This is a genomic window from Devosia sp. 1635 (assembly GCF_013185955.1).
In the GTDB taxonomy this organism is placed as follows: Bacteria; Pseudomonadota; Alphaproteobacteria; order Rhizobiales; family Devosiaceae; genus Devosia.
The window spans coordinates 628769-646463 of record NZ_JABAOM010000002.1 but is presented as its reverse complement, the minus strand read 5'-3'; the positions used below and the strand labels follow the sequence as shown (position 1 = coordinate 646463).

General features: G+C 64.7%; 15 protein-coding genes. 12 read left to right on the top strand and 3 right to left on the bottom strand.

Features of this window, described 5'->3' with window-relative positions; all coding sequences use genetic code 11:
* Nucleotides 1–10: 10 nt before the first annotated feature.
* From ugpC to HRU92_RS09955, 3 genes are read left to right on the top strand one after another with little or no spacing between them, the layout of a single operon-like run.
* The gene (gene ugpC / locus HRU92_RS09965; RefSeq protein WP_172124013.1) at nt 11–1105 is read left to right on the top strand and encodes a sn-glycerol-3-phosphate ABC transporter ATP-binding protein UgpC; all 1095 of its coding nucleotides are present in this window, start codon (nt 11–13) and stop codon (nt 1103–1105) included.
* Nucleotides 1105–2073, top strand: coding sequence for an ornithine cyclodeaminase family protein (locus HRU92_RS09960; RefSeq protein WP_172124011.1), 969 nt, complete (start codon nt 1105–1107; stop codon nt 2071–2073). The genes ugpC and HRU92_RS09960 overlap by 1 nt, the downstream gene beginning before the upstream one ends.
* A complete protein-coding gene (locus HRU92_RS09955) occupies nt 2070–2423 on the top strand; it encodes a RidA family protein (RefSeq protein ID WP_172124009.1) in 354 nt (117 codons plus the stop codon). Before HRU92_RS09960 ends, HRU92_RS09955 begins: the two co-directional genes overlap by 4 nt.
* 57 nt (nt 2424–2480) lie before the next feature.
* On the opposite strand, the gene putA is transcribed toward HRU92_RS09955, so the two are convergent.
* Nucleotides 2481–5873 carry a bifunctional proline dehydrogenase/L-glutamate gamma-semialdehyde dehydrogenase PutA gene (putA, locus tag HRU92_RS09950; RefSeq protein ID WP_172124007.1) on the bottom strand — a complete coding sequence of 1131 codons (3393 nt, stop codon included), beginning with the start codon at nt 5871–5873 and terminating at the stop codon, nt 2481–2483.
* 151 nt (nt 5874–6024) lie between these two features.
* On the opposite strand from putA, the gene HRU92_RS09945 reads away from it, so the two are divergent.
* On the top strand, nt 6025–6492 hold the full coding sequence (locus tag HRU92_RS09945; RefSeq protein ID WP_248305107.1) for an Lrp/AsnC ligand binding domain-containing protein: 468 nt from the start codon (nt 6025–6027) through the stop codon (nt 6490–6492).
* Nucleotides 6493–6612: 120 nt separating this feature from the next.
* Here the strand turns inward: HRU92_RS09945 and HRU92_RS09940 are convergent, their stop codons facing one another.
* Both HRU92_RS09940 and HRU92_RS09935 read right to left on the bottom strand, forming a co-directional pair.
* Nucleotides 6613–7779 carry a hypothetical protein gene (locus HRU92_RS09940; RefSeq protein WP_172124006.1) on the bottom strand — a complete coding sequence of 389 codons (1167 nt, stop codon included), beginning with the start codon at nt 7777–7779 and terminating at the stop codon, nt 6613–6615.
* Nucleotides 7780–7808: 29 nt separating this feature from the next.
* The gene (locus HRU92_RS09935; protein ID WP_172124004.1) at nt 7809–8789 is read right to left on the bottom strand and encodes an aldo/keto reductase; all 981 of its coding nucleotides are present in this window, start codon (nt 8787–8789) and stop codon (nt 7809–7811) included.
* 215 nt (nt 8790–9004) lie between these two features.
* Between HRU92_RS09935 and HRU92_RS09930 the strand changes: the two genes are divergently transcribed.
* From HRU92_RS09930 to HRU92_RS09895, 8 genes are all read left to right on the top strand, one after another.
* Nucleotides 9005–10039 carry a GntR family transcriptional regulator gene (locus tag HRU92_RS09930; protein WP_172124002.1) on the top strand — a complete coding sequence of 345 codons (1035 nt, stop codon included), beginning with the start codon at nt 9005–9007 and terminating at the stop codon, nt 10037–10039.
* A 42-nt stretch (nt 10040–10081) separates the two neighbouring features.
* Nucleotides 10082–11620: an ABC transporter substrate-binding protein gene (locus tag HRU92_RS09925; RefSeq protein WP_172124000.1), complete on the top strand. Its 1539-nt coding sequence runs from the start codon at nt 10082–10084 to the stop codon at nt 11618–11620.
* A gap of 64 nt (nt 11621–11684) precedes the next feature.
* Nucleotides 11685–12857: a Xaa-Pro peptidase family protein gene (locus HRU92_RS09920; protein ID WP_172123998.1), complete on the top strand. Its 1173-nt coding sequence runs from the start codon at nt 11685–11687 to the stop codon at nt 12855–12857.
* 11 nt (nt 12858–12868) lie between these two features.
* Nucleotides 12869–13849 (top strand): ABC transporter permease, encoded by a 981-nt coding sequence (locus HRU92_RS09915; protein ID WP_127753848.1) that lies wholly within the window; start codon nt 12869–12871, stop codon nt 13847–13849.
* 4 nt (nt 13850–13853) lie between these two features.
* Nucleotides 13854–14696 carry an ABC transporter permease gene (locus HRU92_RS09910; protein WP_127753847.1) on the top strand — a complete coding sequence of 281 codons (843 nt, stop codon included), beginning with the start codon at nt 13854–13856 and terminating at the stop codon, nt 14694–14696.
* A gap of 30 nt (nt 14697–14726) precedes the next feature.
* Nucleotides 14727–15671 (top strand): succinylglutamate desuccinylase/aspartoacylase family protein, encoded by a 945-nt coding sequence (locus tag HRU92_RS09905; RefSeq protein ID WP_127753846.1) that lies wholly within the window; start codon nt 14727–14729, stop codon nt 15669–15671.
* Between the two features lie 37 nt (nt 15672–15708).
* Nucleotides 15709–16713 carry an ABC transporter ATP-binding protein gene (locus HRU92_RS09900; protein WP_127753845.1) on the top strand — a complete coding sequence of 335 codons (1005 nt, stop codon included), beginning with the start codon at nt 15709–15711 and terminating at the stop codon, nt 16711–16713.
* Nucleotides 16706–17680 (top strand): oligopeptide/dipeptide ABC transporter ATP-binding protein, encoded by a 975-nt coding sequence (locus HRU92_RS09895; protein WP_172123994.1) that lies wholly within the window; start codon nt 16706–16708, stop codon nt 17678–17680. Before HRU92_RS09900 ends, HRU92_RS09895 begins: the two co-directional genes overlap by 8 nt.
* The last annotated feature ends 15 nt before the right edge of the window (nt 17681–17695 follow it).

The following is a 17695-nucleotide window of genomic DNA, read 5'->3' as shown; positions in this document are numbered from 1 at the left end:
AGGAGCCGACATGGCCCATCTTTCGATCCGCAACCTGACCAAGTCCTACCAGACCTTCCAGGCCGTCCGGGGCATCGATCTCGAAATCGCCGATAGCGAGTTCGTGGCGCTGGTGGGCCCTTCGGGTTGCGGCAAATCCACGACACTGCGCATGATCGCGGGCCTCGAAACTATTTCGGGTGGCGAGATCCGCATCGACGACAAGACCATCAACGATGTCGAGCCGGGGCGGCGCGACATCGCCATGGTGTTCCAGAATTATGCGCTTTATCCGCATATGACGGTTTACGACAACATCGCCTTTGGCTTGCGACAACGACGCATGCCCAAGGCCGAAGTGGCGGCGCGGGTCGCCGAGGCTGCCCGCGTGCTCGAGATCGAGCCCCTGCTCAAACGCAAGCCGCGCATGCTCTCGGGCGGGCAGCGCCAGCGCGTGGCCATGGGGCGCGCCATTGTGCGCAACCCCAAAGTGTTTCTGTTCGACGAGCCGCTGAGCAATCTCGATGCCAAGCTGCGCGTGCAGATGCGCACCGAAATCAAGCGGCTGCACCAGCAGATCCCGACCACCACGGTTTATGTGACCCATGACCAGATCGAGGCCATGACCATGGCCGACCGGGTGGTGGTGATGAATAATGGCACCATCGAGCAGGCGGGGCCGCCCCAGGAACTCTATAACCGACCGGTGAGCCGGTTCGTGGCGGGCTTTATCGGCTCGCCGGCAATGAACTTCCTCAATGGCCGGCTGGTGGGCGAGGGCGACGGGCTGTTCGTGCAGCTGCCGGGCGAGCAGCGGCTCGCCGTGCCGGCGTCGCGCCGGGATGCCTATGCGCCATTTGCCGGGCGCGACGTGGTGCTGGGGCTGCGGCCCGAAGCTTTCAGCAATGTGCATGACCGCCCCAATACGGCGGCGCTCAGCGGGACCGTGGATCTGGTGGAGCCGCTGGGGGCCGAGACACTGCTCTATATGCGGGTGGGCACGGACAATGTCTGTGCGCGGGTGGCGCCGTCGTATCAGGCCGCGCCCAAGCAGACGATTGCCCTAACCGTCGATATGGACAGCATGCACCTGATCGATCCTGCGACCGACAAGGTTATCTACTGATGGCGGGGACAACCGCACTCAAGGTGATCGACGCGGCGACGGTCGAGCGGTTGCTGGATTATCCATCGCTGGTGGCAAAACTGCGCGAGGCGTTTTTGGCGCCACCCACGGCGCCGAGCCGGCAGGCCGTGCCGATCGAGGCGGCGCCGGGGCAAACTGCGGGCACGCTGCTGGTGATGCCGGCCGTGCGGCCGGGAAAGCTGATCGGGGTCAAGCTCGTGACTGTGTTGCCTGAACTGGGGAACCGGCCGGGTGGGGCACTGCGGGCGATCTATATGGTGCTCGATGCCGCCAGCGGCGAGCCGCTGGGCACGATCGACGGGCACGCGCTGACCACGCGGCGCACGGCCGCCGCTTCGGTGCTGGCGGCTTCGGTGCTGGCCAATCCCGAGCCCGAAACTCTCCTTGTGGTGGGCACCGGGAGCGTCGCCGAAGCACTGGCAGAAGCCTATTGGGCGGTGTTGCGGCCCAAGCGGGTGCTGATCTGGGGGCGCAATGTGGAAAAGGCCGAGGCGCTGGCCGCGAGCCTCCATGCGCGCGGGATTGCCGCGAGCGCGGCCGGGGAACTGGCCGAGGCCGTAGGGCAGGCGCAGATTGTTTCAGCGGCGACGCTGGCGCGCGAGCCCATTATTCTGGGCGAGCAGGTGCGGCCGGGCACGCATATCGACCTCGTCGGCGGGTTCCGCCGCGACATGCGCGAAAGCGATGATGCCCTGGTGCGCAGGGCGCGGGTGGTGGTCGACGTGCCGCACACAAAAACCGAAACCGGCGACATCGCCCAGCCCATAGCGGCTGGTGTGCTGGATGCAGCTGACGTAACGGAGCTGGCCGAATTGCTGGGCGAAGCGCCGCGCTGGCGGCGGGCGCCGGAGGATATCACCCTGTTCAAATCGGCGGGGCATGCCCTCGAAGATCTGGCGGGGGCGGAATTGGTGATGGAGCGCCTGGGCGCCGAGGAGATCGCATGATCAAGCGAATGGAAATGGGCAAGCGCATGAGCCAGGCCGTGGTGCATGGCGGGGTCGTGTACCTGGCCGGGCAGGTGGCCGAGGATACGAGCCTCGATATCTTGGGGCAAACCCAGCAGGCGTTGGCGGCAGTGGAGCGGTTGCTGGCGGAGGCCGGGAGCAGCAAGGCGCAGCTGCTGACGATGGCGGTGTATCTCGCCGATATCAGGGACTTTGCCGGGATGAACAGCGTTTACGACAGCTGGATCGATCCGGACAACAAGCCGACGCGCGCCTGCGTGCAGGCGCTGTTGGCGGACCCCGGCTACAAGGTCGAGTTCGTGGCGACGGCGGCGGTCGCGCAAGGGTAAAAAAGCCCGCTGGTGATGCCAGCGGTTTTTTTTTGTTGGGGCGGTTAGCCGGCTTGGCTAGCCGGCCTGGGCCATCAGGGTGGCGTTGCCGCCCGCCGCTGTGGTGTCGATGCAGACATGACGCTCCACCACGAGGCGCAGGGCGTCATCCTTGCTGGTGACCAGCGGCAGGATGGGGCCGCTGCGCTGGCTCAGGGCCTGGCGGATGGCGCCGAGCTGGCCGTCCGCGCCGAAATAGGCCACCGCATCAAAGGTCTGGGCGTGCTGGAGCACGTCGAGGTCGAGTTCGGCCAGAACAGCGGTGTTGCCGAGCGTGGCGGCCAGATTGGCCTGGGCCTGCTGATCGGCCGGGGTGGGGCCAAGGCAGAGCACGGTGCCGCGCGGGCTCACATGCATGACGTTGGACTCCCCGGTGGGGCCGGGCAGGGGAAGGGGCATGGTCTTGCCTTCGGCGGCACCGATGGTGAAGCGGGGCAGGTAGTGCGGGCCGCCCGCCTTGGGGCCGGTGCCCGAAAGGCCCTCGCCGCCAAAGGGCTGCGAGCCGACCACGGCGCCGATCTGGTTGCGGTTGACATAGATATTGCCGGCCTGGACGGCGCTGGACACGAGACGCACCCGCGAGGAGATGCGGGTGTGCAGGCCAAAGGTCAGCCCGTAGCCCGAGCGGTTGATGGCGGCGATGACGGCGTCGAGCTCAGTGGCCCTGAAGGTCGCGACATGGAGCACGGGGCCAAAGATCTCTTCGGCCAGAGCCTCGATGCCGGGCACGCGCAGCACGGCGGGAGCGACAAAGGTGCCGCCGGCTGGGGTGGGCAGGCGATGGATGAGGTTGCCCGCGCGCGCAAAGCTCTCGATATGCGCCTCGATCTTGCTGCGGGCGGCCTCATCGATGACGGGGCCGATATCGGTGCTGAGGTGCCAGGGATCGCCCAGGGTCAGCTCGTCCATGGCGCCCTTGAGCATTTCGAGGGTCCGCTCGGCCGCTTCTTCCTGCACGTAAAGCACGCGCAGGGCCGAGCAGCGCTGGCCGGCGGACTGGAAGGCGGAGGCGATGATGTCGCGCACGGCCTGTTCGGGCAGGGCGGTGGAGTCAACGATCATGGCGTTGAGGCCACCGGTCTCGGCGATGAGGGGCGCGGTGGGGGCCAGATTGGCGGCCATGGCCTGGTCGATCCGGCGCGCGGTGGCGATGGAGCCGGTGAAAACGACGCCGGCAATGGCGGGGTGGGAGGTGAGCGCGGTGCCCACTTCACCGGCGCCGGTGAGGAGCTGGATGGCGTCGCGGGGGATGCCGGCTTCGTGCATCAGCTGGATCGCGCGGAAGGCGATCAGCGGGGTTTGGGGCGCGGGCTTGGCCAGCACCGGATTGCCCGCCACCAGCGCGGCCGCGATCTGGCCGGTGAAGATGGCGAGGGGGAAGTTCCAGGGCGAGATGGCGGTGAAGGGGCCGCGGGGGGCGCCCAGGGTCTGCCGTTCGGCGCCGCGGGCATAGTAGCGCAGGAAGTCGACCGCTTCGCGCACCTCCGCCACGGCGTCGGCCCAGGTCTTGCCCGCTTCACGGGTGAGGAGGGCGAAGAACTCGGCGCGGTTGGCTTCGTAGAGATCGGCGACGGCGCGCAAGAGCTCGGCGCCGCGGGCGACGGGCTCCTTGGACCAGCCGGAGTGGGTGGCCGCGGCGATGGCGCCTTCGATCTCGTGCGGGAGGGCGTCGACCACGGTGCCCAGAATGTCGGCTGGTTTGGCGGGGTTGGTGAGGGTTTGCGCTTGCGCGCCCGGGGCGGGTTCGCTGCTGAGCGCGGTCAGGGCGTGGGCGTGCCATTGGGTGGTGGCAAAGGCGTTGCGCGCTCCCTCGGCGGCGGGGAAGGCGACGGGGTCGGTGAGATCGAGCCCGGCCGAGTTGCGGCGGGGGGCAAAGATATTGGCCGGGGCGGGGATGGCCGGATTGGGGATGGCGTCGCCCAAAGCGAGAAGCTTGGCGATGGGGTCCTCGGCGACCACAGCGGCCGGGATGTTCTCGTCGGCGATCTGGTAGACAAAGGAGCCGTTGGCGCCGTTTTCGAGGAGGCGCCGGACGAGATAGGCCAGCAGGTCCTTGTGCGCGCCGACGGGGGCATAGATGCGGGTGCGGGTGCCGTGGGCGGTGCGCAGCACTTCGTGAAGGCGCTCGCCCATGCCATGAAGGCGCTGGAACTCGAAGCTATCCTTGGGCTTGCCGGCTTGGGCGGCGAGATGGAGGACGGCGGCGGCCGTGTGGGCGTTGTGGGTGGCAAATTGCGGGTAGATCGCCTCGGCCGCAAGGAGCTTGCGGGCGGCGGCGATGTAGCTGACATCGGTTGCGGCCTTGCGAGTGAAGACGGGATAGCCATCGAGCCCTAGCACCTGCGCGCGCTTGATTTCGGCGTCCCAATAGGCGCCCTTGACGAGGCGCACCATGATGCGGCGATCGAGCGAACGGGCGGTGGCATCGAGCCAATCGATCAGGGGCAGGACGCGCTTGCCATAGGCCTGCACCACGATGCCAAAGCCGTCCCAGCCGGCCAGTTCGGGCGTGGCGAGCACTTCGGCGATGATGTCGAGCGACAGATCAAGCCGGTCGGCTTCCTCGGCATCGATGTTGAAGCCCATATTGGCGGCGCGGGCGGCGAGCGCCAATTGCCGAGTCGTGGCAACCAGTTCGCTCATCACCCTCTCGCGCTGCGCGAACTCGTAGCGGGGGTGAAGGGCCGAAAGCTTGACCGAAATGCCGGGATTGTCGCGCACGGACGGGGCGGTGCAGCGGGGAGCGAGAGTGGCGATGGCGCGGCTATACGCTTCCGCATACCGCTCGGCATCGGCGGAGGTGCGGGCGGCTTCGCCCAGCATGTCATAGGAATAGCGGTAGCCCAGAGCCTCGGGCTTGCGGGCATTGGTGATGGCTTCGTCGATGGTGCGGCCAAAGACGAACTGGGAGCCGAGGAGCCGCATGGCCTGGCCGACGGCAGTACGGATCACCGGTTCGCCCAGGCGCGCTACAGCACGATGGAGCGCATTCTTGGGGCCGACTTCGGGGTCGCCCAGCACATCGGCGGTGAGGCTGAGGGCCCAGGAGGAGAAGTTGACGAGCTGGTTGGAGGAGCCGCCGAAATGGCTGGCCCAGTCGGAGCCGCCTACCTTGTCGTGGATGAGGGCATCAACGGTTTCGGCGTCGGGGACGCGCAGCAGCGCTTCGGCCAGCGACATCAGGGCCACGCCCTCGTCCGTGGCGAGACCATATTCGGCGAGGAAGGATTCCATGAGGCCGAGGCGATTGCCGGTCCGCACGGTCGTCACCAGCTTTTCGGCCTGGGCCGAGATCGCGCTGCGCTCGGCGGGAGACAGGCCAGTATCGGCAATCAGCTGCCCAACGAGAGCAGTCTCGTCGGCCAGATTGCGGGCGTGAAGAGTTTGGCGGGCAGCAGCGATTTCAGACAATTGGGGGGCTCCAGGGCAACCCTTCCCGGTCGAGTATCTCGGCCGGAAGGCAGGTAGAAGATAATGCTGCGCCTAAAGGCATTTCGCCCGATATGGTGGCTCGATCCGGCCTAATGCAATATAGTTGGGGCAGCTTCTAGGAGAAACGCCTGTGAACCTTGCCGATCACGACGCATTGGACCCGATCGACCGTCGCATCCTGCACGAGTTGGCGCAGAACGGCCGGATCAGCGTGGCCGAGTTGAGCCGGCGGGTGAATTTGAGCAAGACGCCGTGCCAGGCGCGGATCAAGCGGCTGGAGGATGCCAAGTACATCCTGGGCTATCGGGCCGTGATCAATCCGGACCGGATGGGCTTGCCCCATGTCGCCTTTGTCGAGGTCAAGCTCAGCGACACGCGCAAGGCGGCGCTCAACGCGTTCAACAAGGCAGTGCGCGCCATTCCCGAAGTGGAGCAGGCGCATATGATCGCTTCGAGCTTTGATTACCTGCTCAAGGTGCGCACCAAGGATATCGCCGATTATCGCGAAGTGTTGGGCGAGCGCATCAGCAGCCTGCCCCATGTCGCCCATACCAGCACGCATGTGTCGATGGAGGCGGTCAAGGATCAGGCGGAATAGGGCACGGAGGGGCGGAGCGCCTGGTGACCGAGACCGGACCGGCCTCGGGCAGGTTGGAATAAATGCAGCGGTGATGACCATCGGCAATGGGAGGCTTGCCGGTGGTCAGGATCGGGTGCTTCAGGACTTCCAGTACCGCGCCAGTGTGGTTGGCGTATGCATGTTGCCATAGAGATAGGCCCAGAACTCGGCGTGGCGTTCCTTGGGAACAGTCTTCCAAAGGTCGTGCACCGCCATGTCGCCGCACCAATAGGAATAAACAAAGGGTGCCCGCAGCCCATGGCGCAGGAAGCGCAATTTGGACTTGATGGCGTGAAGCTCCTCAAAGCTCTGTTCGGCCATGATCGGCGCGATCAGATCGGCCGACATGTTGTCGTTGTGCAGCATCCAGGCGGCATTGCAGCGCAGGGCGGCGCGCATGCGCTGGAGGGCGACGGCCAGTTCGTCCTCGGGGGTTTCCACCCAATCGATGAAGAAGAGGCCGTTGTCGGCAATACCCTCAAACAGCGCGCTGCTGGCCGAGCTGGTAACGACCTGCGCTCCATCGAGCGGCATGGTGCCTTCGGCCACATATTGCTGGCGCAGGGCGAGGTGCACGAGGTGTCCGGGAAAGGCTTCGTGGCAGGCCAGGTGCTTGAGCGCGTAGGTCGTGTAGGGATGGTCGAGGTTGAGATACTGCTTGCGCGCGGGAAAATCGCAGTAAGCCGAGAAGGGCACATCGCGCAGCTCCTGGGGCTCGATCCATTCATGGCGGAAATCATACATGCGGGCGCTGACCCGCTCGCGCACCACCTTGGTCAGCTCGCGCATGGTGTCGATGACCTGGTCGGCCGGGACGCGAACCGAGGCTTCCCAGCGACGCACATCGGCTGAAATGTCGCCGGTCCACTGACCAATCTCGATCAGCTTGTCGCGGATAGTGTCCCGATAGGCCTCGATGATCGCGGGTGGCACCTTGGTGGTTTCGACCCGGATCTGGCGGCGCACCCGATCCGCAAAGGAAATGGGCGCTCCCTCAAATGTGGTCACCAGGGCGAGGAGCGAGTCGACCATTTCCAGCAGGTAGTCGCGGCGCAGATCGCTTTCTGCCTCGGCGGGAATGCGCGCCTGCAGCGCTTCGAGCGCGGCGCGCGCTTCGGCGTAATCGCGCAAGGGGCGGGGCGCCACATCGGCGACTGCAACCGGGATCAGCCCCTCGCGATCCAGAAAGCCAGCAGCGGTGTTGTGGCTGCGGTAAAGAGCATCAAGGCCGGCGGTCAGTTCGGCCAGTTCGCGTCCAAGTTTCATTGGGTCAGTCCTCGGCAAATAGGATGGCGCTACTGATGCCCGGCCACGGGCTTGGGCCGGTAGGGCGCTTCGATTTCGGCAATATCCTGGTCGGTCAGCTTGAGGCTGAGCGCGGCTACCGCATCGTCGAACTGGGTGAGGCGCGACACGCCGATGATCGGAGCGGTGATGCCGGGGCGGCTCGCGACCCAGGCATAGGCAACCTGCGCCATGGGGCAGTTGTGCCGTTCGGCGACGGCCTTGACGGCGGCCGCGACCTGATCGTCCTGCGCCTTGGTCGCCTCATAGAGCGCGGTGGCGGTGCGGTCGGTCTGGGCGCGGGTGCTGCCCTTGCCGTCTTCGCCGCGCTTGCCGGCCAGAACGCCGCGGGCCAGCGGGCTCCAGGGAATGACGCCGACCCCTTCGGAGCGGCAGAGGGGCAGCATTTCGCGCTCTTCCTCGCGATAGATCAGATTGTAGTGCGGCTGCATGGAGATGAACTGCGCCCAGCCGTGCTGGCGCTGCAGGCCCAGGGCCTTCATGAACTGCCAGGCATGCATGGAGGAGGCGCCGAGATAGCGCACCTTGCCGACGCGGACGAGATCGTTGAGGGCGTCGAGCGTTTCCTCGAGCGGCGTTTCGTAGTCGAAGCGGTGCAGCTGGTAGAGATCGATGTAATCGGTGCCGAGGCGGCGCAGGCTGCCATCCACCGATTCGAAGATGTGCTTGCGCGACAGGCCCCGGTCATTGGGGTCCTGGCTCATGGGATTGTAGAGCTTGCTCGCGAGCACCAGCTTGTGGCGGGGGTGATCGGCAAGGGCGCGGCCCAGCACTTCCTCGCTGGCGCCCAGGGAATACATGTCGGCGGTATCGAAGAAATTGATCCCGAGCTCGAGTGCACGGGCGATGATGGGGCGGGAATTCTCCTCGTCGAGGACCCAAGGGGCCCAGCTGGGGGAGCCAAAGGTCATGCAGCCCAAGGCCAGACGAGAGATCTTGAGGCCGGATCGGCCGAGATTGACATATTCCATTAGTACACCCTTTTCGCGCCCGCGGGTTCGGAGTCCAACACGCAGCCGACTGGCGGCGCGCGTTGAAGCTTAGAGAACACCGAAAATCAGCCGGTGCAAGCGCAAAGCTTTGCTCAGTGACTAGGCATTAAGTTGCTGTGGATAAAAAACGTGCGGCCCCATTGTGTTTCGGGAGAGAGTTGATACGGTCTGGGTGTATCGCTTGGATAGTACACATGTTCCGTATCGACGCATCCAGCATAGACAAGTCGCTGCCGGTCCCGGTCGGCACACAGTTGCATGGGCTTTTGACCTATGCGCTGGCCTTTGGCGGGATCCCCTATGGCAGCAAGCTGCAGTCGGTGCGCCAGTTGGCTGCGGAACTGGGCATTGCCCCGATGACGGTGAGCCAGGTGTATCAGCGGCTCCGCGATGCAGGGCTTGTCGAGATGCGCCAGGGGCTCGGGGCGTTTTCTGCTCGTGATCCGAAAAAGACCAGTGCGGGCGGTGACCTGCCGGTAAGCGCGTTGCGCGCCGATATCGAAATCCTGATCAGCAAGGCCGAAAAGCTCGGCGTTTCCCCCATGGCACTGGTGTCGATGATCAATGCGCAATCGCAGCTGCGTAAGCCCAAGACAGGGTTGCGGCTGGTGTTTGTGGCGATCTTTGAAGAGCCGGGGCGGGACTATGTGGCCCAGATCAAGCCGGTGCTGGGCGCCACTGACCAGGTGCAGATCCTGACGCTGGATACGCTCAAAGTGTCCGAGGACGCGCGCCGCGTTGCGCTCGATGCCGATCTGGTGCTGACCTTCGTTAATCGCGAAGCCGAAGTGCGTGCGCTGGTTCCGGCGGCGCGCCTGCTGGGGTTGCGGTTCATTCCATCGGAAAAAACGCGGCAGGCGCTGGCCGGGCTCGATCCACGCATGCGGGTGGCTGCGGTCACCTATTTCCCCGAATATATCGCGATAATGCGGCCCAGCGTGCGCGAGTTTGCGCCCCACATTGCCGACATCAAGGTGACCTGGTCGGCCGCGGCGGACATTTCCGAGACAATCGCGCAGTGCGATGCGGTGATTTATGCCTCGGGGGCCGATCACGTGATCGATTTGGTGGGACCGGGCAAGCCGTGTTTCGAATTTCGGCATGCGCCCGACCAGGGGGCGTTGGAAAGCGTGCTCGTGCCGTGCCTGGCCGAGCTGCGCCAGAACAAGATTGCCGGAAACGAGCCCCATGGGGCGCGGGAGCGGCAGCCCGTTGCGCGCGCCAAATAGATCGTACCGCCAACAGATTAGACACGACTGAGGGAGAAAAGAATGAAGCAGTTTTTATTGACGACCAGCGCCATTGTGGCACTGAGCTTTATGCCGCTGGGTGTGGCGGTCGCGCAGGACGCCGACACGCTGGTGGTGGGCGTGGATGTGGATGCCGGCACGCTTGATGCGCGCCTGACCCGCGATACCACGGCATTCCGTGCCGCCGACCTGATCTATTCGGGCCTCGTGACCATCACGCCCAGCCTCCAAGCCGAGCCCGACCTGGCGGAAAGCTGGGAAACGCCTGATCCGCAGACCTTTATTTTCCACCTGCGCGAGGGCCTCAAGTTCTCGGACGGCACGCCGCTAACGGCCGACGATGTGGTGTTCACCTACCAGTCCCTGATCAATCCCGACTTCAACTCGCCGATGCGCGCCCTTTATACGCCGATCGCGAGTGTCGAGAAGGTCGATGACCGCACGGTCAAGTTCGTGCTGAGCGCGCCTTATGCACCGTTGCTGTCCTATCTCGATGTCGGCATTGTGCCGCAGGAGCTGGTGGAAGCCGGGCGCGACATTGCGGCCGAGCCCATTGGCGCGGGCCCGATGAAGCTCGTCAGCTGGAACCGCGGCGCCGAGATCGTGCTCGAAGCCAATCCAGAATACTGGGCAGGCGCTCCGGCAGTCGAGAATGTCACGATGCGGCTGATCGCGGACAATTCCTCGCGGGCGCAGGCGTTCGAAGCGGGGGATCTGGACGTGATCCAGTCGCCGCTCTCGCCGCAGGATATTACCCGCCTTGCCGCCGATGACCGGTTCGGCAATGTGGTTATCCCGGGCCTGGCCGTGACCTATGTCAACTTCAACGCCAATGACCCGCTGCTCGCCGATCCCAAGATGCGCCGCGCGTTTTCGATGCTGATCGACCAGCAGACCATCGTCAATGACATCTACCAGGGCGCCGATGCCGTCGCCAATTCGGTGATCCTGCCCTCGTCCTGGGCGTATTCGGCTGAAGTGCAGCAGCCGCAGTTTGATCCCGAAGGCGCCAAGGCGCTGTTTGCTGAACTGGGCTGGACCGACAGCAATTCGGACGGGTTCCTCGACAAGGACGGCCAGCCGCTGACGGTGACGCTCTCGACCCACAGCGAAGACCCCAATCGCGTGCAGACCATTGAATATATGCAGGCGATCTTTGCCCAGGCGGGCGTGGATGCGCAGGCGCAGATCAGCGATTGGCCGACCTTTTCGACCAATTATGTGCAAAAGAGCCAGCACCAGATCGCGCTGCTGGGCTGGGTCAACATCGTTGATCCCGACCGGCTGTTGTTTGCGCAGCTGACCACGGGTGGCGGCAATAATTGGGGCGGCTACAGCAATCCCAAGGTGGATGAACTGCTCCAGGCCGGGCGCTCGTCGCTGGACCAGGCGGCCCGCACTCAGGCTTACCAGGAAGCGGCCACGATCCTTGCCGAAGAGGTGCCGTACTACATCGTTTCCTACCAGGGCTATCAGCTGTTCTATGCCAAGGACCTGCCCGGCACGGTTGAAGCGACGCCGCGTGGCAATCTGCGCGGCCTGATCGGCATGCCAAGCTAAGTCGGATTTGTTCCCGCGGCCGGCGCTCCCGTGCCGGCCGCATTCTGCCACCGAGGGAAATGTCATGGGTTTTTCGCAGCGCCTGAGCGCCCAGTATTATGCCGATCTGCACCGCGATATGCGTGCCCGCATGGCCGCGGACGGGATCGACCTGCTGCTGCTCGATGCCAATGACGACATTATCTATACCACCGGCTTTTCCCATTATACGACCGAGCGGCCGGTGGTGTTCGCGCTGACACAAGACAGCGCCTATCTGCTGGTGCCAGAGCTGGAGCGTCATCATGCGCTCGACCAGCAGGCGGCGGCGGAGCTCGTTGTTTATTTCGAATTTCCGGGCCGTGACCGTCCCTTCGACGTGCTGGGCCGCGCCATTGGCAATATCGGTGGCGTCGTTGGCCATTCCGGCGGCATTTCGCTGGCGCGGGTGCCCCAGATCGCTGCTGCCTTCCCCAATGCGCGCGTGCTCGCTTCCAACATCGTCAGCCAGATGCGCGTTCTCAAACGCCCTGAAGAAGTGGCGTTGATGCGTGAGGCGGGGCGTATCTCCGATTCCATGGTGGCGGCCGGGGTGGACCTGATCGCTGAGGCCCTGCGCGGCAATGGCGAGATGCCCACCGAGATCGAGCTCGAAGCCCATGTTATCCGCCATGCGCTCGACACCATGTATCGCGAGCATGACAATGTGATGCTGGTGCAGGGCATTGCCGGCGGGCTCGTTTATTCGGGCGCCCGCTCGGCCTTTCCCCACGGCATGCCATCGGGGCACCGGCCGCAGCGCGGGGAAAGCATCATCCTGTCGCTGGGCTGCCGGGTCGGGGGACGCGCGGCCGAAAGCGAGCGCACCTTCATCCTAGGCGAGCCGAGCCCCGAGCAGGAGCGCTATTACACCATCGCGCAAAAAGCCCAGCAGATTGGCCGCGAGGGCCTTGTCGCGGGCGCTACCTGCGCCTCGGCCGACGATGCGGCGCTGGGTTACATCAAAGGCGAGGGCGTCGGCGAATACTGCCTGCATCGGGTTGGGCACGGCATGGGCGTGATGTTCCACGAGCCGCCTTGGGTGGAGGGCGGGGACGACACGATCATGCAGCCCGGCATGGTGTTTTCCTCCGAGCCGGCGCTTTACGTGCAGGGTCTGGGGGGCTTTCGCATCTCCGACACGGTGCTCGTCACCCAAACCGGGCCCGATAGCTTGACGCATTATCCGCGCGAGCTCGCGCAAATCGTTATCGGCTGAGGGCAGGGCAGGTGCTGGCTTATATCACCCGGCGATTGCTGTTGTTGATCCCAACCGCAATCGGCATCGTCATTCTGACTTTTGGCCTGCTCTTGCTGGTGCCGGGCGATCCCGCCTCGGTGCTGCTGGGGCAGAACGCGACGCCCGAAACAGTGGCGAGCCTGCGCACGGCCATGGGGTTGGATGATCCCTGGTTTATCCGGCTGTGGGATTACTTCGTGGCGCTGCTGCATGGCGACATGGGGCAGTCGATCTTCCAGACCCAGCCTGTCAGCACCATCATTGCGGGCCGTCTCGGCGCAACGCTGGAATTGGCGGTGGTGGCGCTGGTATTGTCCATCATCATCGGGATGACGCTGGGCGTGGTTGCGGCCATGCGGCAGGGCTCGATCATCGATACCGCGGCGATGCTGTTTGCACAGTTGGGCGTTTCCATGCCGATCTACTGGCTGGGGCTGCTCTTGATGCTGGCCTTTGCGGTAGTGCTGGGCTGGTTGCCGGCGGTGGGCCGGGGCGAGCCCTTGCCGATGGCGCTGGTTGCGGCGTTGAGCGGGCGTCCGGGCGTGCTGCTGGACTCGTTGTCTCACATCCTGCTGCCCGCATTGGCGCTTGCCGCCAATACGTCGGCGATCATCTCCCGGCTGGTGCGGACCTCCATGCTTGAAGTGCTGCGCGAGGATTTCGTGCGCACCGCCTACGCCAAGGGTTTGCGCCGGGGCCGCGTGGTCGTGCGCCATGCGCTGCGCAATGCGCTGCTGCCGGTGATCTCGGTGATCGGGCTGCGCTTTGGCGCCTTGCTGGGCGGAGCGGTGCTGGTGGAATCCATCTTTGCCTGGCCGGGCCTCGGGCAGCTGACGATCGGGGCAATCGCGCAACGCGACCTGCCGCTGATCCAGGGCATCGTGCTGACCTTTGCCATCATCTATGCGCTGGTGAACCTCGTGGTTGACCTGCTTTACGCCGCGGTTGATCCGCGGATCCGGTTGGGGTGATCCGATGCGTATTCCCAAGATCTTCCGCAACACTTCGCTTGTCGTGGGCGCGCTGATTACGCTGTTCATCGTGCTTTGCGCTGTCCTCGCGCCCTATATGGCTACCCACGGCGTTGAGCAGATGGATATGCGCAACCGCTTTGCCGGGCCTACGGCCGAGCACTGGCTGGGCACGGACAATTTCGGGCGGGACCTGTGGTCGCGCCTCGTGTTCGGGGCGCAGGTGTCCCTGTCCGTAGCATTGATGTCGGTTGGCGGGGCCGTGGTGATCGGCACCACGGTTGGGCTGGTTGCCGGCTATTTCGGCGGCTGGGTCGACCTGCTGTTGATGCGGATCACCGACATCTTTCTCGGCTTCCCCGCCATTGTCCTGGCGCTGGCGATCATCGCGGTGCTGGGGCCTGGGATCTACAATATCTCGCTGGCGCTGGTGATCGTGTTCTGGACCGAATATGCGCGAGTGGTGCGGGCAACGACGCTGGTGCTGCGCGAGCAGAACTATGTGCAGGCAGCCCGCGCGCTCGGGGCTTCGCCGCTCCGCATCATCTTCCGGGAAATCCTGCCCAATGCGCTGGGGCCAATCATCGTGCTGGCTTCGCTGGGGCTGGGCACCGCGATCATTGCTGAATCGGCGCTCTCGTTTCTCGGCTTCGGGCTGCCGCCCCCAACTCCAACCTGGGGCTGGACGCTCTCCTATGGCACCCGCTTCATCCGCGACGAGCCCTGGCTCTCCATCATCGCGGGCGCGACCATCATGGTCACGGTGCTGGGCTTCAATCTGCTTGGCGACGGGTTGCGCGACATTCTCGACCCACGCCAGCTCAGCCGCTCGGCTGGCAACAAGTAACCAATCTTTCTGCGAACAAAGGACTACCCAATGGTCAAGGCGATCAACAAGCTCCGCCCCAAATTCACCACCCATGCCGATGGCAGCGACGCCGTGCTGTTCATGCACGAACTGGTTGGCGAAGAGGACGGGCCGACCGTTGGCATCTGCGCTTCAATTCATGGCAATGAAAACACCGGCTCGCAGGCCATTCTCGAGCTTTACCGGCAGATCAAGGACGTCAAGCTCAAGGGCCGCATCATCCTGCTGCCGGTGGCCAATCCGCGCTCCTTTGCGGTCAATCACCGTCACAACCCGCTGGACCAGCTGAACCTGAACCGTGAGTTCCCCGGCGATCCGCGCGGCCCTTATTCGCAGCAGTTGGCCCATGCGCTGGCAGAGGAGTTCTTTGCCAAGCTCGACTTCAATCTTGACCTGCATTCGGGCACTGACCGGCCGACGGTCGACTATGTTTATATCTGGAACGACGAGCCGCTCTCGCGCGCCTTTGGCTCCAAGATCCTGTATCGCCCGGTGAGCGGCAAGGCGGGCACGGTTTATGCGGGTACCAGCAAGAGCGTGTCGATGGACCGGCATGGCACCAAGGTCGTCACCATCGAGTTGGGTGGCGGCATTGTCGACCAGACCCCCTATGTGGAGCGCACCGTCGCGGGGCTCCTCAACCAGCTGCGCGTGATTGGCTCCATCGAGGGCGAGGTGATGCCCAATCCCCAGCAGGTGGTGGTGACCGAACTTGCCGGCATCCGGCCAAAGCATGGCGGCTGGCTCGAGCCCCTGGCGCCGGCCAATGGCGAGATCATCAAGGGCGGCAGCCTGCTGGGCCGTGTGGTCAGCCCCTATGACTTCGAGACCATCGAGGAGATCGTAACCCCGTTCGAGAACGGCATCATGGTCATGCAGCACCTGACGCGCAATCTCGTGGAAGCGGGTGACTATGGCTTCATGGTCGGCAATCTCGACGGCGCCGAGCAATAGCCAGTTCGCGCCGCGCCCCGCAAAAGGAACAACGCCTATGAGCCCAACACCCGCCCCGATTGCTGCCGAACCCGTGCTGGCCGTTGCGGACCTCGAAGTGCGCATTCGCGGCGAGCATGGCTCATTCGCTGTTGTTTCGGAAATGGCGCTGACGGTGTCGCCCGGCGAAACCGTTTGCATCGTGGGTGAATCAGGGTGCGGCAAGTCGATGACGGCGCTGTCGTTGCTGCGCCTCCTGCCCGAGGCGGCTTATGTCGCCTCGGGGCAGATCCACATCAATGGCGAGGATTTCCTCGCCATGGGTGAGCGGCGAGTGGAGGATTTCCGGGGCGAGCAGATCGCCATGATCTTCCAGGAGCCACTGACCGCGCTCAACCCGGTGCTGACCATCGGCGAGCAGATCGCCGAGGCCGTGCGGCAGCACCGCAAGATCAGCCATCGCGATGCCATGGCGCGGGCGATCGAGACCTTGCAATTGGTGCAGATGCCCGACCCCAAGCGGCGGGCCCGGCAATATCCGCACCAGCTTTCGGGCGGCATGCGGCAGCGCGCCATGATCGCTTTGGCGCTGGCCTGCGATCCGCGCATCATCGTGGCCGACGAGCCGACCACGGCGCTGGATGTGACCATCCAGGCACAGATCCTGGGTTTGATCTCGGACCTGCAGGAGCGACTGGGCACGGCGCTGGTGCTGATCACCCATGACCTGGGCGTAGTGGCCGAGGTCGCCGACCGGGTGGTGGTGATGTATGCGGGGCGCCGGGTGGAGGAGGCCAGTGTTTATGACCTCTTCGATCGACCCATCCACCCCTATACGCTGGGCCTGATGGGGGCCATTCCGCGCTCGGTGCCGGGCCAGCAGATCGGCGAAAGGCTGGTGGATATCGCCGGCACGGTGCCTCCGCTCTGGGACTTGCCGAAGGGCTGTGCCTTTGCGCCGCGCTGTCCGCGCGCTTCGCAGCGGTGCTTCGAGGAACGTCCGCCCCTGGTCGAGAAGCGCCCCGGACACCTGGCCGCTTGTTGGGAACATGTTGATGCTTGATAACGCTTCGCCGCTCCTCGCCGTTGAAAATCTCGAAGTGCATTTTCCGGTTCGCGCCGGGATTCTCCAGCGCCAGGTGGGCGCCGTCAAAGCCGTGGATGGGGTGAGTTTTGCCATCGGACGGGGCGAAACGCTGTCGCTGGTGGGGGAATCGGGCTGTGGCAAGTCGACGACCGGCCTCGCGCTGATGGGGCTGGTATCCCCCACGGGCGGGCGCGTGTCCTTTGATGGTCAGGAGATCACAACCTTTAACCGCCGCACGCTGCGCGATTATCGCCGGCGCATGCAGATCGTGTTCCAGGACCCGTTCTCCTCGCTCAATCCGCGCCAGCGCATCCGGCAGGCGATCCGGGCGCCGCTCGATATCCACGGCATTGGCACGCCGGCCGAACGCGATGCCGAAGTGCGGCGGCTGATGGACCGGGTTGGGCTGCGGCCCGATCAGGCCGACAATTTCCCGCACCAGTTTTCCGGCGGGCAACGACAGCGCATTGGCATTGCGCGTGCCTTGGCGCTCAAGCCCGATATCATCGTGTGCGACGAGCCGGTGTCGGCGCTCGACGTGTCGGTGCAGGCGCAGATCCTCAACCTGTTGGGTGATCTGCAAAAGGATCTGGGCGTGTCGTTTCTGTTCATCTCGCACGATCTGGGCGTGGTGGAGCATATCTCGCACCGCGTGGCGGTGATGTATTTGGGCAAGATCGTCGAGCTCGCGCCCAAGGCACCCATCTTTGCCGCGCCGGTGCACCCTTATACCGAATTGCTGATGCGCTCGGCGCCAAGCCTTGATCCGCGCCAGCGGCATCGGTTCAGCGCCAGCAGCGATGACATGCCGAGCGCCATCAACAAGCCTTCGGGCTGCCCGTTCCATACGCGCTGCCCGCTTGCGACCGAAATCTGCAAGACGCAGGAGCCGGCGCTCACGCCGCGGGGCGAGGACCGCTTCGCCGCCTGCCACCACCGCTAGAGCGAGAGTAATTCG